Genomic DNA, 14,833 nt, shown 5'->3' with positions numbered 1-14,833 from the left:
ATGACCGACCAATACTTTTCGGAATGACTGGCTAAGACTTTCCGGAATCGGTGACCATTACTTTCCGGAATGGGTGGCTAAAACTTTTCGGAATACGCAGTCAGCATTCGTTGACCAGGTTTTTTCGTCGCAAATAATGTAAAGAGAAAATAAAGCAGTAGATTGTATTCGTTGGTCCCATGTGACTTTTTAAAGCGTAAAATCGTCACATCTCGTAATATAAGGATTAGGCTGGACCCAAACATGAAAACAGCTGTAGTCATGGACGAGAAAATAAAGTCCTAGACAACCGCTGTTTTATTGAGCTATAGTTACCCGTTAGCAGAATGACCTGTATGTAACTATGATACGGTTCACCGCAATGTATCTAAGCACAAAGTGAAGTTTGACCACAAAGTATACATTTGTATATAAAGACAAGACGGGAAGGTACTCTTTCCCTTCGTTACCTTGCCGAGCAGGCGGTGGTAACTCTCGATCATATTGGTCGTGTAGATCAGCTTTCGGATCTCGAGAGCGTACTTACATCGCGTCTAATAGATAGATTGGAGAGATTACACAGTAAATTTTACAGTCCTTTTCGTCTAACTCCATGTATTAACTTTCGTATATGGTAGCTATATCATGTATTCTACGCTTCATTTCTGTGCGAATATGTAACGGCTCTAAACACTCGCATTTATCCCCAAAACTGAAAAGAATATTGTAGTAGTATTCGTTCTCTATGAAAGGAAAACTAACAATGCAATGCTCATCACCGTCTGGTGAAAAGTGTTCATAAGTGCAATAATCAAGTACCCTATCCATGATAGATTTATGAATACGAATTTTGATTTTTGTTTGCATAGTTGCCAAAATATCAGTAAATTCTAACTGCGTTTTTTGATAATCTCGTGGCGTAAAAAATTCCTCTTGTATTTGTAGGTTTGATGTGCGGGATAGTTTAAATAAGCGAAAATCATTTCTTTTATGGCAATACCCTTGCCAATACCAATGACTACTTTTCAATACAAGCTGATACGGCTCGGCTATTCGTGTGGTTTTACTTCCGTAGCGGTCTGCATATTCAAACGAAAGTAGCTTGCTTTCCTGTAAAGCTGTTTTGATAATTTCTAAATATGGTTGTATGTTTCTGTTACCCATCCACGAACTTAAATCTATATATATTTGATTTGCTTTGAATTCAATATCTTTCGCTCTGTCGGCGGGGATAAAACTCTTGACTTTTGCAAGGGCGTTTACCAGTTCATCACCTCGTATCATGTTGGAAAGACTGGAAAGCCCTATCAAGATAGCGGAAAGGTCGGCAGTCGAAAAAACCTTACTATCAATCTTGTATTTCTGCATGATTTCAAAGCCGCCGCCCACTCCCGATGTTGAGCGAACAGGAATACCCGCCATGTTGATAGTGTCTATGTCACGGTAGATTGTGCGGGGTGAAACTTCAAACATATCGGCTAACTCCTGTGCGCCTATACGCTTTTTATCAAGGAGTATCATAATAATGCTAACAAGCCTGTCAACTTTCATCTGATAGCCGCCTTCCAAAATTTCTTGTTATCATTATTGATTGTTGCCATACTGTCGTCAACAATTACAAGGTATATTCAAAAAGCAAACAAATCAATCTACCTATCAGGAGGAAACACTATGCAGAAAAAAGCCTTAGTAATAATCGATATTCAAAATGACATAACAAAGAATTACAAGGATATTATTGGCAATATCAATAAAGCTATTGATTGGGCAGTCAATAATAATATCCATGTTATTTATATAAGGCATGAAAATTTATCAGCCGGCACGAGGACTCTTAAACCCAATACATATGGGTCTGAATTAGCTTCAGACTTGAAAATAGTATCAAAAAATATTTTTACAAAATACAAAGGAAACGCATTAAGTTGTGAAGAATTTACAGACTTTATTAGTAAAAATGAAATATGTGATTTCTACATCGCAGGAGCAGATGCTGTTGCTTGTGTTAAATCAACCTGTTACAACTTACGCAAAGCAAATTATGGCGTTAATGTCCTATCAGATTGCGTTACCAGTTATGACAAAAGGAAAATTGATGAAATGCTTCGTTATTATGAAAGTAAAGGTAGTAAAATTATTTGTTTGAATGACCTATTAATTTAAGCTCTCTTCCATACACACAGCGCGGCGGGCGTTTTTCCGCCCGCCGCTGAAAGACCAAAGAAGCTCTAAGCTTATTCGGTCTCTCATTCTTATTTGTAATGGATCTCCCCAACCACTTTTATTCACCATTAGCTCCATTTTCCGCTTTACCACTACTTGTGATATGGTTCAGCTTAACGGATCTATCGGCGAAAAACGCTAAAGGAGCTGCCACGGCATGCTCCTTAGTTGATGTTCTTATGGATTTTTATTTTCATGATCTGCACGACAGGCTGACGATTCGGTGCCAAGGCACTTCGAAAAGTCGGCCTTTTTATTGATTTACCTTATTGAGTTAACCGGCACGATATAATAATCCCCAAACCTCATCCTGTCAAGAGATAATGTGCAAATGAGCGAAAAAGCGGGGGCGCCCCACTACTGGTTTCGAATTAGGAATGAATTTCCGAGAATGAGAAGCAATTTCGCTTTTTCCAATTCATCCAGTTTCACGTAAAATTCTCTTCAGATCAATGGGAGAGGGTAGACAGAAAAGGAGGGTCTGCATGAACAGAGTGGACAAAATCAGATTTATGCTCCTTTACGGTAAAACGCCCGAAGTTGAATGCTACGGGTACATGGAGTTGAATCGGGATGGCAATATGATTGCGCTCTACAATAGGTTTGGCGAGGAAATAGACATGAATGGCGGACATGAATTTGTCAGGGTACGGATAATCGGCAAATTCGATGATGAAGACCGCGATCATTTTTATTCCTTGTTAGAAAGCGATGATGCAGGATAATTTGCACGATAGGCCGGCCATTGGGTGTCAAGGACAGAACAAAAAGAACGTTCGGGAGGTACAAGATGAACGAGCAGGTTCACGAAGCAAGCGGATGGAGGAGAGGGCCGATGTTAGCCGCGCTGCTCATAGGCGTATTTGTTGCTTTTCTTAGCGAAAATTTACTTACCAATGCGTTTCCTGGTTTGATGCGGGAATTCAACGTTTCTGCTTCGACCATACAATGGTTATCGACGGGTTATATGCTCGTGATCGGCGTACTGGTGCCGGTGACCGCATTGCTGCAGCAGTGGTTCACGACTCGCCAGATGTTTATGTCTGCGATGGCGTTATTCTTAGCCGGCACCTGCTTGTGTGCAGGATCCCCTGGATTCGTAATTTTGCTGATGGGCAGGGTCGTTCAAGCTTGCGGGACAGGATTATTGGTCCCGTTGATGATGAATACGATTCTCGCTATTTATCCTCTAGAACGCCGGGGTGCAGCCATGGGGCTCATGGGGCTGGTCATTATGGTCGCTCCTGTCATCGGGCCAGCTTTGTCTGGTCTGGTCATCGATACGTTACACTGGCGATGGCTATTCTTTATGGTGATTCCTGTCGCATTGTTTTCGATTATTTATGCATTCCTGCACTTAAAGAACGTGACAGAAATAACCAAGCCAAGGGTCGATCTTTTATCCATTGTGTTATCGACCATCGGTTTCGGCTGCGTCATCTACGGCTTCGGACGAACAAATGTATGGTCTGAGCTTGAGGGTTACGGTTTGATTGCCCTAGGAAGCCTCTTCTTGCTCTTGCTTATTTGGAGGCAGCTCAAGATCAGAGAACCGTTGATCGATTTGTCCGTATTCCAGCATCGCACTTTTTCTTTAGTTGCGGTATTGGTAGTCGTCCTGATGATGGTTCTATTCGCCACCACGACATTGCTGCCGATCTATTTGCAGGATGTGATGCAGTTGACAGCCTTCGCGGCAGGTTTACTTCTGATGCCCGGCTGTATTTTGAACGCAATGATGATGCCGGTGACGGGAAAATTATTCGATAAATTCGGGCCGAGATTCGTCATAGTGCCCGGATTGCTCTTGATCGCTATATCCTTATGGCTTTTTGCCGGTATCGACAGCGATACTGCTCAAGGTTCCGTTCTTTTTAATCATATCCTCTTATTTGTTGGCATATCGTTTGTCGTCATGCCGGCACAGACAACGGGTTTGAATCAACTTCCGCGTCATCTAGTCGCCCATGGCACAGCCATATACAATACTCTCCAACAAATTGCCGGGGGAATGGGCATCGCTTTGTTCGTTGGCGTCATGTCATCCGGAGCCAACCGTTATCTTCAACATTCGCTCGATCCCACTGCAGTGCATGAGAAAACGCAGAGCGTTCTTACCGGCCTACAAACGGTTTTTGGGATTGAATTTATTCTCGCCACACTCGTTTTCGTGCTGGGGTGGTTTATAAACAGCCGTCTTAGTTCCAATTTTTCTCAAAAGGAAGAACCCAAAAACTTGTTGCCCTAGGGTCTTGAAACACTTATTTCGCCGTCATTTATGATACGGTTCACCGCGAATAATCTTCAACTAACCTGCCCGTTCGTATTATGAGGTCAACCAGATCTTACTGGTTGATCCTTTTTTGTTTTGGTTGGAGGGTTGAAGGTGGCCGGGTCGAACGTACCTGCCCGTGGGACTTGATCCCGAGCGCTATAATGTTCACCCCTACTTGTCATAACCATGATTGAGGCTGGTTGGGACATGGATCCCGTATCACATGCGATGCTATGGAGCGACAAGCAAAATCATAGGGGCTGCCGGTAAATTCACTTCAAGGAGAGATCGGATGAATCCTGTAATTGGTCTAGATATTTCAAAAGGAGAAAGCCATGGACAGACCTTTTTAGATCGGGGGAAACCTTTCAAGGGGACGTTTCAATTCGCACATACACGAGATGGACTTCTGCAATTGCTTCACGTGATTCAAGACGTTGAGCATGCGTCTGGTCAACATCCAACGATTATTCTTGAAGCGACCGGACATTATCAAAGTCCTGTCGTTCAATTCTTAGAGGAGCATCACTATGTTTACATTGTGATCAATCCGCTGATTTCAAATCGACTAAGAAAATCACAACTCCGTAAAGTAAAAACGGATGCTGCCGATGCTTATCTTCTAGGTGAACTCCACTACAAAGAAGAATTCGAGCCGTTTAGAAAACGAGGCGTGCAGTTGCTTAATTTACGCTATCTGACGCGGCAATATGAATCTCTTTCGAAGATGTGCGTGCAGACAAAATTACAATTCCAATCCGTTTTGGATCAAGTATTTCCCGCCTACAAGGGCGTCTTTGGGGCTATGTATTCAAGTGTTTCACTTCGTTTATTATATGAGTTTCCAACATCATATTCGGTTTTACAAACCGATGAAGAGATGCTCAAATCTAAGATTGAGTCCCTTCTTTTATCTAAACGAGGGCGCTCAGAGAACTGGATTTACGAACGCGTTCAGCGGTTGCTCGAGGCTGCAAAACAAAACCCTTTTCAACAAACCGTATATGCAAGCCACTTAATTAATTTTAAGATCTTAATCACCATTATTCTTCAGTACCAGGAGCATCTCGCCGAGTTGGAACAGAACATAGATGCCCTGGCAAAAGAAATTGAAGAGTATGATTTAATCCAGTCTATCCCCGGTATTGGTCATAAAATTGCTGCAACAATTTTATCCGAAGTTGGGGAAGTCGACCGATTTGATCATCCAAAAAAGCTAGTCGCTTTTGCTGGAATTGACCCGAGTGTCTTTGCTTCAGGGAAATTCACAGCGACTCGAAATCGAATCACCAAACGTGGTTCACGACAACTTCGTTATGCGCTAGTAATGGCTGTCCAGTGCGGCCTCATACGTTCACGTAATACTCGACTGAAAGAGTTCTACGAACGAAAAAGAGCTGAGGGAAAGCCACACAAGGTTGCTCTAGTTGCTTGCGCAAATAAGTTAGTGCATTGGTTACATGCCATTTTAAAAAGCAAAAAAACATTTCGTGATGCATAACAAAAAGCCTTTGGTATAACCTTCCAAGTTGAGTTGGAGGGTTATTTGGCGTTCTTATTTTTCAATATATCATATGAACTCAGTTAACTTTACTGGTAATGTTGACAAGCTATTAGCTGGTATAGCTTAATGAGGCTGCCGATCAATTTCGCGGCAGCCTCATTTTGTATTTTGTTGAACCAAAGTACTGCGTTAGTTGAACGTCCATCGGGTCAAGGGCTTATCATCCCATACTTGAACTTCTATATACCTCTCGGGTCCATTACTCCCTAGGCGAAGGTTATCCATTAAAGTCCGCCGCTCTCAAGTTTACACAGCAGTCGGCTCAAACTCGTTTCCTATAATCCTTGGCTCGCATGATTGCCTTAGCCCGGTTATTTACCCTTAACTTGCGATAAATGTTCTTCAAATGGAACTTCACCGTATCTTGAGTGACATTCAATTGATCGGCAATCTCTTTATAAATGAATCCCTCCGCAAGCAATTCAAACACCTTTTCTTCCTTCTCGGTCAGAGCCTCGTTAGACAAAGATTTAGGAGACAGATTGCTGTTCACAGCGTCGAGAAGAAGACGGATATAGTTCGAGGGCAACAATGTCAATGCTGTCTTTTGCTGCTGATTCAGAAGCTCAGCCAGCATCTCAACCATCTGAGGGCCTTCATCAAGGAAGCTGCGGATGTAGCCCAGCGGTTCCGAGAGCCTCAAGGCAATAACCAACGGCGCAAAGGCTGCTTGGGGCTCCTCAGATTGCCGAAGCACCATGCTATGCAAGATCTTCAGCCTGATCCGTTCTCGCAGACGATTTTCCTTGTCCGCAAGGCGCTCCAGCTTCTCGAACAATTGCAGCGCATTCTCGATCCGTCCGTTTTCCGCAATCACCTTGACCATTACTAGATACTCCTCGAAATACCGGGCCGAAACCTCGTCCGAATGCGACATTCCACTCTGTTCGAGCCAATCGTATGCCTTCTGACGCTGCCCTTGAAGCAGATACAGCCTCGCTTGTTCCGCCTTGATTCTTTTCCAAATAATAGGCTGATCCGGCGAGTTGACGCTCGAACCGAGATGGGTAAGCGCTTCGATTGCTTCTTCCTCTCTTCCGAGAGCCTGCTTGAGCCGGGATGACACAACGCCCAGATGAATCCAAGTCCATACGTTGGCACGAAGATCCTTTCGGCTAAGCGCTTGTCCAATGTACGACTCCGCCTCGTCCAACCGATTCCACTCGTGCATAAGCGAACTATAGGATAGATACGCGTAGCCGACAAAGGGATAGTTCGGCTTCTTCCCCCACATCGTTATCAGTTTAAGCTGGAATTGCTCCATCTCGTTCAGATCGACGGTCAGCGAGAGCGGATCCCCGAATCCCTCGTGACCTAAATACCGTTTGGTCGAGGCTTTCTGGAGACTACTCCCTTCTGGCAAATAATGCTCCAACAGCTCAAAATAATGAAGGGCTCGCGGCATATTCTGCTGCATTCGGAAGAAGAGTGCATTTAAGTAATAGAGATTGCCCATTAGTTGCTTCCATTCCAGCTCAGGGATGGACGCCTTCATGGCTTCGAACCGTCTCTCCGCTTGCTCGGCCTTACGCAGTCCTTGCTCCCAATCCCGATCCATCAGGAACTGCGAGATGCGGTACAGCTGAAACATCGGCCTGTGTTCAAAGCTGCTCTCCGGCAAGGCGTTAATCCATCTTCGAACCACATGACTCCTCGATTGCAAGAGTTCCGGCATGATGCGGTCGATAATCCGGACGGCATCTTCAGCCTGTTCCGTCCTAATATAATGCTCCACCGCTTCTTCATAGAGCCCCTCGTTCTCATGCCAGGCCGCAGCCCGATGATGGGAAAGTCTCCACAGTTCCGGGTAGTCCCTAGCGCACAGCTGCTGCAAGAACTCGGACAACAGATGATGATAGCGGAACCAATCGCGCTGCTCATCTAGCGGAATGATGAACAAATTTAGTTGCTCCAACTGCTCCAGTTGGACCTGGCTGTCGGCTTGTCCCGTCACCGCCGCGCACAGCTCCGCGTTCATGCGGCTCAGAACGGAGGTGGCCAGCAGGAATTCCTGCAAGGATTCAGGCAGATGCCCGAACACTTCTTCCAATAAATAATCGGAGATTTGCCGCTGCCGGCCGCTGAACTGGCGAATCGTATCGGCAATATTGCCGCTTCGTTTGAGCGTGATAGCCGCAAGCTGAAGTCCGCTTACCCAACCTTCCGTCTGCTCAAACAACGTAGAGATTTGCCTTATCGATAGCGATAAGTTCGTCGTCTCCCGGAAGAAGGCAACTCCCTCCTCCAACTCGAATCGCATGTCTTCTATTCGAATAACGTTGATCTCGCCCTTGGCAAGAAGTCTGGTCGTGGGAAAAGACAGCTCAGTGCGGCTTGCGATATAGAGATGGAAGTGAGGAGGCAGATGCTCAAGCATATATCGGATCGACTCATTAACGAACGCATTCTCGATGACGTGGTAGTCGTCCAGAATGAGTACAAAATCGCCACTAATCGAGCTTAGCTCGTTCAGAAATGCCGATACTGCGAAATCGATAGAAGCCGCAGACTCTTGCTCAAGCAGGAATTCGATCGATTCCCCGAACAGCGGCAGTCTTTCTCGTATGGATGCTAAGACGCAGCTCCAAAATACGCCCCAATCGTTATCGTATTTATCCAGGGAGACCCAGACAACCGAAGCTCGGCATTGCCTCGCCCATTCGCTTAAAGCTGTCGTTTTGCCGTAGCCCGCTTGGGCCGATAGCAAAGTCAGCTTGGTCTCCATGCCTTCCTCAAGCTTGCGCGTCAGTTGCGGCCTAGTCACCAAAGATCCGCGCGCTGGGGGAATGAGATATTTGGTTCTACGAATCATATTCAAAGCCTCCGAACGACTAAATAAAAAATTCCATATAATCGATTATATTCGATTATATCGGACAATTCTCTATGGAAATTTTGTGACAATTACAAAACCCCTGTGCTAAAGGGCACAGGGGTCTCTCGTCAATCCGGTTTATTTTTTTGTTTTCTGCTGCTCTAGCATGCGCAGAAGAACCGTCACCGCTTCCGCTCGGCTTGCTTTGGCTTCGGAATTGAACCGATTGTCTCCCGTGCCTTGCATCAGACCGGTCTCCGTGAGAGCGGCAACCGCTCCCTTCGCCCACGCCGGAATCTCGCTGTTATCCGCGAAGCCGGTCGCGGCATTCACTTCGACTGTCAGATCTAGCGCCTTAACGATCATCGCCGCCATCTCGACTCGGGTAACCTCAGCGTTCGGACGGAAAGTACCATCGTCATAGCCGGTGATGATGCCAGCTTGTTTAGCCTCCGCCACGGCATTCTTAGCCCATGCAGGAATTTGTGATGCATCCTTGAAGGCCAATTCCTCCGTTGCTCCTGCAGGCTTAATCGCATTCATTAGCATCACGGCGAATTGAGCTCGCGTAACCGTGAGATTCGGCTTGAATGTTCCGTCAGGATAACCAGCCGTGATCTCTTGGCTAGCTCCTTGGCGAATCGCTTCCTCCGCCCAGTGTCCGGCGATGTCAATGAATTCGACCGCCGGCTCTCCCACGGCCAGCACGGCGAACTTCGTGAAGTGATTGACTTCCGCGGTTATGAATTCGCCGCTTACGATGCCGCCAACCTCCATCCATTCTTTCTTCTCTTCATCATAATAGAAGATAGAAGCACGCTGGCCGTCGCTTAGCTTCGTCGGATCGAAGGCCAGCTTTAACGTAATGTTTTTCTTGAAGGTACCAGGGACATTCTTCAACACTTCGAATATCTCGCTTACCAGCACTTCGTTATGCTTCAACAATTCATTCGTATCCAACAAGGTCTCTACTGTCACTTGCAAACTCGCGTCCGTCGCGTCGGCTGGGATCTCGATGGTGATCTCGTCATCGCTCGAGCTAACCGTTCCCGGTCGACCAACAGGAAGCGTCAACTCTCCATCGTCGGAGATGACTGGGCTGTTATCCGGAACGCTTACGCCTCCACTGCTGCCTCCACTGCTGCCTCCGCCGCTTGGAACTTCCGTCCACTTCGCATACAAAGTCGTATTCGCACTTACCGTATCCGTTATGAAGTTCCAGGCCGTGGCGTAACCCTCATCCTTATACCAGCCCGAGAACGTGTAACCTGCTCTCGTCGGATCGGCCGGCTTCGTGACAGTCGCGCCGGAGACGATACCGGTCGCGCTCGCTACCGCACTGCCTTCCTTCGAATCGAACGTCACCGTGTACGTCGACACCGGAACTGCCGTCCACTTCGCATACAAAGTCGTATTCGCACTTACCGTATCCGTGGAGAAGTTCCAGGCCGAGACGTAGCCCTCATCCTTATACCAGCCCGAGAACGTGTAGCCCGCTCTCGTCGGATCGGTCGGCTTCGTGACAGTCGCGCCGGAGACGATGCCGGTCGCGCTCGCTACCGCACTGCCTTCCTTCGAATCGAACGTCACCGTGTATGTCGACACCGGAACTACCGTCCACTTCGCATACAACGTCGTGTTTGTACTTACCGTATCCGTCATGAAGTTCCAGGCCGTGGCATAACCCTCATCCTTATACCAGCCCGAGAACGTGTAGCCTGCTCTCGTCGGATCAGCCGGCTTTGTGACAGTAGCGCCGGAGACGATACCGGTCGCGCTCGCTACCGCACTGCCATCCTTCGAATCGAACGTCACCGTGTACGTCGACACCGGAACTGCCGTCCATTTCGCATACAACGTTGTGTTTGTACTTACCGTATCCGTCATGAAGTTCCAGGCCGAGGCATAACCCTCATCCTTATACCAGCCCGAAAACGTGTAGCCTGCTCTCGTCGGATCAGCCGGCTTTGTGACAGTCGCGCCGGAGACGATACCGGTCGCGCTCGCTACCGCACTGCCTTCCTTCGAATCGAACGTCACCGTGTACGTCGACACCGGAACTGCCGTCCATTTCGCATACAAACTTGTATTCGCACTTACCATATCCGTGGAGAAGTTCCAGGCCGAGGCGTAGCCCTCATCCTTATACCAGCCCGAAAACGTGTAGCCTGCTCTCGTCGGATCGGCCGGCTTTGTGACAGTCGCGCCGGAGACGATGCCGGTCGCGCTCGCTACCGCACTGCCTTCCTTCGAATCGAACGTCACCGTGTATGTCGACACCGGAATCGAGGTCCACTTCGCATACAAAGTTGTATTCGCACTTACCGTATCCGTCATGAAGTTCCAGGCCGAGGCGTAACCCTCATCCTTATACCAGCCCGAGAACGTGTAACCTGCTCTCGTCGGATCGGCCGGCTTTGTGACAGTCGCGCCGGAGACGATACCAGGCGCGCTCGCTACCGCACTGCCATCCTTCGAATCGAACGTCACCGTGTACGTCGACACCGGAATCGAGGTCCACTTCGCATACAACATCGTGTTTGTACTTACCGTATCCGTCATGAAGTTCCAGGCCGAGGCGTAGCCCTCATCCTTATACCAGCCCGAGAACGTGTAGCCTGCTCTCGTCGGATCGGCCGGCTTTGTGACAGTCGCACCGGAGGTAATGCCGGTCAAGCTCGCTACTGCGCTGCCGCCTTGCGAGTCGTACGTTACCGTGTACGTTGCTGCCGGAATCGGCATCCACTTCGCATACATCGTGACATCCTCATAGATTCCTCTTTCCGGTTCCCATGGTAGATTAAACTCCTGATCGCTGTACCACCAATCGAACCTGTAGCCCGCTTTCGTCGGTTCAGGCGGTTCGACCCCCTTCTTCCCGTAGCGGACGGTCTGGCTGTCTACAGGGCTGCCTCCTTGAGTATCGAAGGTCAACGTGAACATAATCGGATCCCACTTTGCATACAGCGTCACATTTTCCGTTACCGTATCGTTCAGGAAGTCCCATGGCTTTGTATAGCTTGCATCTGCGTACCAGCCCTGAAAGGTGTAACCTTCCCGATCCGGATCTTCCGGTTGATATACGGTATCGCCGGAATAGATGGTATCGACTACCGGTTCGCCTCCGTCCTGATAATCGAACGTCAACGTATAGGTGATGTACTCCCAGTCCGCGTACAAAACAGTGTTTCCTTCTACCGTATTGGAATCGAAATCCCACATGCCGTGGTCCTTAACGTACCAGCCTTTGAACGTATAGTTCTCCATCACGGGGTCTGCCAGCTTTGTGATCTTGCTCTCAGCGGCAACTCTTTGCGTTGCGACTTCACTGCCGTCACCCAAGTCGAAATAGACGGTGAACATTCTGATCCATTTTGCATACAGATCGGTATTGCCCTTCACTGTATCGGTCTCGAAATTCCATGGTGTAAGAAGTGCCGCTTCCTTATACCAGCCGTCGAACACAACATCCTCATCTCTGTGGACTGGATTCGGCGGGCGCTCGACCTTCGTTCCACGGGCAATATTGATTAGCCGGGTCGGAAAACCGTCCTCAAAGTAGCCGCCCGTCGTATTAAATGTTACCGAATGCGTGCTGTCCTTCCACTTCGCATACAACGTCGTATCGCCGTTTACCGTATCGGCCGCGAAGTTCCAAAGCGTTTCAAATGTCGGTTCTTTGTACCAGCCGTCAAAAACATATTCCGAGCTGCGCCATGGGTCTAACGGCTTCGGAATCTTGGCCCCAGGATAGAGTAAGGTGGCCGGTTCCAGGCTGTTGCCTCCGTTCGTATTAAAGGTCGCCGTGTAGCCCGGAGCAGAGAACCAGCCCGCGTATACCGTCATATTGCTGCTCACCGGTTCGGATGAGAAGTTCCACAGCGACGTCAACTCCGCGTCCTTATACCAGCCGGTGAAGATATAGTTACTCTTGCTAGGCGAATAGGGCTTAATCGTGCCATAGGTCGTCACAACAGGCGGGATATAGCTGCCTTCCCGCGTATCGAAGGTGACCGTGTATAAGGGATCCCATTTCGCATACAGAGTGAGATCGGCGTTCACCGTATCGCTGGCGGTATTCCAGGCTGTCGCAAAGCCTGGCTCCCTGTACCAGCCTGCAAGACGATAGCCATCCCGGGTCGGTGCCGGCATGCGAATTTTCTCGCCAGGGCTAACGCCAGTTAAACCTGCGATCGAAGGGCCTCCTTGGGAATCGAAAATGACCGAGTAGCTCTCACCAGCGGTCCACTTCGCATACAGCGTCATATCTCCATCTACGGAATCCGTTTCGAAATACCATGGGGTCACCGTGCTCGCATCCGTGTACCAGCCCCCAAAGGTGAAGCCTGCCTTGACCGGCGGTACCGGCGCCCTGATCGGTCCCTGTACAACAACGCTTAGATTCGCGCTTGAGCCGCTGCCTCCCTGTGCATCGAAGGTGACTGTGTACGCCTTGCCCCACTTGGCGAACAACATGACGTCCATATCGACCGTATCCGCAGCGAAATTCCATTGCTCTGTATATTCCTGGTCGGTGTACCAGCCCAAGAGTCCGTAGCCCTCCCGAGTTATAACCGGTTCGCTTACCTTCGTTCCCGGTATGATATCTGTGACGGTCCAGTATGGGTTGCCATCCTGCGGGAAGAAAAATACCCTAGGATAGAGTTTCTTCACCGTCAACGTATAGGTTGCTTGCGATGTTCCATCTTCCGAGATCACATCGATCGAAACCGTGTTGCTGCCAAAATTCAGCGCGATCGGTTCAGATGCTCCGCCGCTGGGTAGCGTGATCCCGTTTACTTTAACCGCTGCCAACTTTCCTTTCGGCTTCGGTGTAACGGTAATGCTGTCTACTTCGCTCGTCACGCTTGTGAGGAACTGCGTACTGTCTTCCGGATTCCTCCCTGTTTCTCTGTCTAGAATCATCACGGCTTCTAAGTCGGCGTCAGAGGTAGCACCTCGAACGTACTGCACCGTATAGGTCCTTGTTGTCCCCCCGTCTTGAGCCGTCACCGTTACCGTAATCGTGTTCTTGCCTAGATGCAAATCAACGGGATTCTCCTTGTTTTTCAGTGCCGGCTTCCCGTTGATCGTCACCGTGGCTGCGCTATCCGAAGTTTCCGGCCGCACTAGAAGCCTGCTTATGCTCACACTCGAGCCGATATCGAAATTCGGCAAGCTCGGATGGAAGCCGGTGGCGAACGGTCTCAAGTCCTCCGTATATACACCCAGAAAACTCAGCTTCGCGTCGCTGCCTGCAAGTCCCGCCCGGGTTACCGTCAAGGTGTAGGTTCTCTGCGTTCGTTCGTCCTCCGCGGTAACCAGAATGTTGATCGTGTTGACGCCAACGTCCAGAGCAATCGCTTCCGACGCGCTGTCGCTGGCCACCTCGGCACCGTTCACCTTGATCTTCGCTCCGCTGTGCCTCGCCGTCGGCGTGACTGTGATCTCACTCACCTCATTGACCACATCTGCATAGTAACTCGAGGCTATGATTTCAAAAGGATCTTCGACAGCCGTACCACCTGATATCGTCAACCCACTCAGAAAATTGTCCACGCTGGCAGCAGATGAATAAGAAGGAAGACTTCCTGCTGTAATGAACAAAATCATAAATAATAAAAAACTGCGTTTTATCACAAATTTCTACGCTCCTCTCACAAAACTATGGATCACCTATTGGCGAAAGCCAAAAAGGCACTATTCTTTTACTATAAAAGAAACCCGCTCTAGTGAGACCTACTCGAACGGGTAGGATCGGCCACTAAATCGGGTAGGCAGGCTTGGCCTTCGCTGCGGAAAGCCGCCTTGGTGATCAAACCCATCGCCTGCTTTCTAGCGAATACGGCGGGGACCACTATGCTAAATTATCCCACATTCTGTTGAATGTAACACCCATTTGTTACGCTAAACTGCCCGTTAATGCCATTCCCAGTCTAATACTATATTTTCTCAGTCTACAACTTTATTTTCCTAG

The 14,833-nt window shown here is 48.5% G+C and carries 7 protein-coding genes; 4 read left to right on the top strand and 3 right to left on the bottom strand.

Annotated elements, in window-relative coordinates:
- Positions 1-597: 597 nt before the first annotated feature.
- Positions 598-1,530, bottom strand: a complete 933-nt coding sequence (locus ACFPPD_RS16900) for a helix-turn-helix transcriptional regulator (RefSeq protein WP_209751098.1) — start codon at positions 1,528-1,530, stop codon at positions 598-600.
- 120 nt (positions 1,531-1,650) lie between these two features.
- Here ACFPPD_RS16900 and ACFPPD_RS16895 point away from each other — a divergent pair, with 120 nt between their 5' ends.
- The 4 genes from ACFPPD_RS16895 to ACFPPD_RS16880 all read left to right on the top strand — a co-directional run bounded on the left by ACFPPD_RS16895 (position 1,651) and on the right by ACFPPD_RS16880 (position 5,978).
- Positions 1,651-2,142, top strand: a complete 492-nt coding sequence (locus tag ACFPPD_RS16895) for a cysteine hydrolase family protein (RefSeq protein WP_209751096.1) — start codon at positions 1,651-1,653, stop codon at positions 2,140-2,142.
- A 545-nt stretch (positions 2,143-2,687) separates the two neighbouring features.
- Positions 2,688-2,927 carry a hypothetical protein gene (locus tag ACFPPD_RS16890; RefSeq protein ID WP_209751094.1) on the top strand — a complete coding sequence of 80 codons (240 nt, stop codon included), beginning with the start codon at positions 2,688-2,690 and terminating at the stop codon, positions 2,925-2,927.
- 65 nt (positions 2,928-2,992) lie between these two features.
- The gene (locus ACFPPD_RS16885; RefSeq protein ID WP_209751093.1) at positions 2,993-4,450 is read left to right on the top strand and encodes an MDR family MFS transporter; all 1,458 of its coding nucleotides are present in this window, start codon (positions 2,993-2,995) and stop codon (positions 4,448-4,450) included.
- A 319-nt stretch (positions 4,451-4,769) separates the two neighbouring features.
- Positions 4,770-5,978, top strand: a complete 1,209-nt coding sequence (locus tag ACFPPD_RS16880; RefSeq protein ID WP_209751091.1) for an IS110 family RNA-guided transposase — start codon at positions 4,770-4,772, stop codon at positions 5,976-5,978.
- Positions 5,979-6,303: 325 nt separating this feature from the next.
- Here the strand turns inward: ACFPPD_RS16880 and ACFPPD_RS16875 are convergent, their stop codons facing one another.
- Both ACFPPD_RS16875 and ACFPPD_RS16870 read right to left on the bottom strand, forming a co-directional pair.
- Positions 6,304-8,853, bottom strand: coding sequence for a winged helix-turn-helix domain-containing protein (locus ACFPPD_RS16875; protein WP_209751089.1), 2,550 nt, complete (start codon positions 8,851-8,853; stop codon positions 6,304-6,306).
- Between the two features lie 141 nt (positions 8,854-8,994).
- Positions 8,995-14,469 (bottom strand): InlB B-repeat-containing protein, encoded by a 5,475-nt coding sequence (locus ACFPPD_RS16870; protein ID WP_378082685.1) that lies wholly within the window; start codon positions 14,467-14,469, stop codon positions 8,995-8,997.
- Positions 14,470-14,833 lie beyond the last annotated feature (364 nt).

The sequence above is a fragment of the Cohnella suwonensis genome, from assembly GCF_042655365.1.
GTDB lineage: Bacteria > Bacillota > Bacilli > Paenibacillales > Paenibacillaceae > Cohnella > Cohnella suwonensis.
The sequence above is the reverse complement of the archived record's forward strand: the minus strand, read 5'-3'. Positions and strand labels throughout refer to the sequence as shown.

Excerpts from the sequence above, each read along its gene's own strand:
- ACFPPD_RS16880 (WP_209751091.1), top strand. The coding sequence starts at position 4,770 with ATGAATCCTGTAATTGGTCTAGATATTTCAAAAGGAGAAAGCCATGGA.
- ACFPPD_RS16890 (WP_209751094.1), top strand. The coding sequence starts at position 2,688 with ATGAACAGAGTGGACAAAATCAGATTTATGCTCCTTTACGGTAAAACG.
- ACFPPD_RS16895 (WP_209751096.1), top strand. The coding sequence starts at position 1,651 with ATGCAGAAAAAAGCCTTAGTAATAATCGATATTCAAAATGACATAACA.
- ACFPPD_RS16870 (WP_378082685.1), bottom strand. The coding sequence starts at position 14,469 with ATGATTTTGTTCATTACAGCAGGAAGTCTTCCTTCTTATTCATCTGCT.
- ACFPPD_RS16875 (WP_209751089.1), bottom strand. The coding sequence starts at position 8,853 with ATGATTCGTAGAACCAAATATCTCATTCCCCCAGCGCGCGGATCTTTG.
- ACFPPD_RS16885 (WP_209751093.1), top strand. The coding sequence starts at position 2,993 with ATGAACGAGCAGGTTCACGAAGCAAGCGGATGGAGGAGAGGGCCGATG.
- ACFPPD_RS16900 (WP_209751098.1), bottom strand. The coding sequence starts at position 1,530 with ATGAAAGTTGACAGGCTTGTTAGCATTATTATGATACTCCTTGATAAA.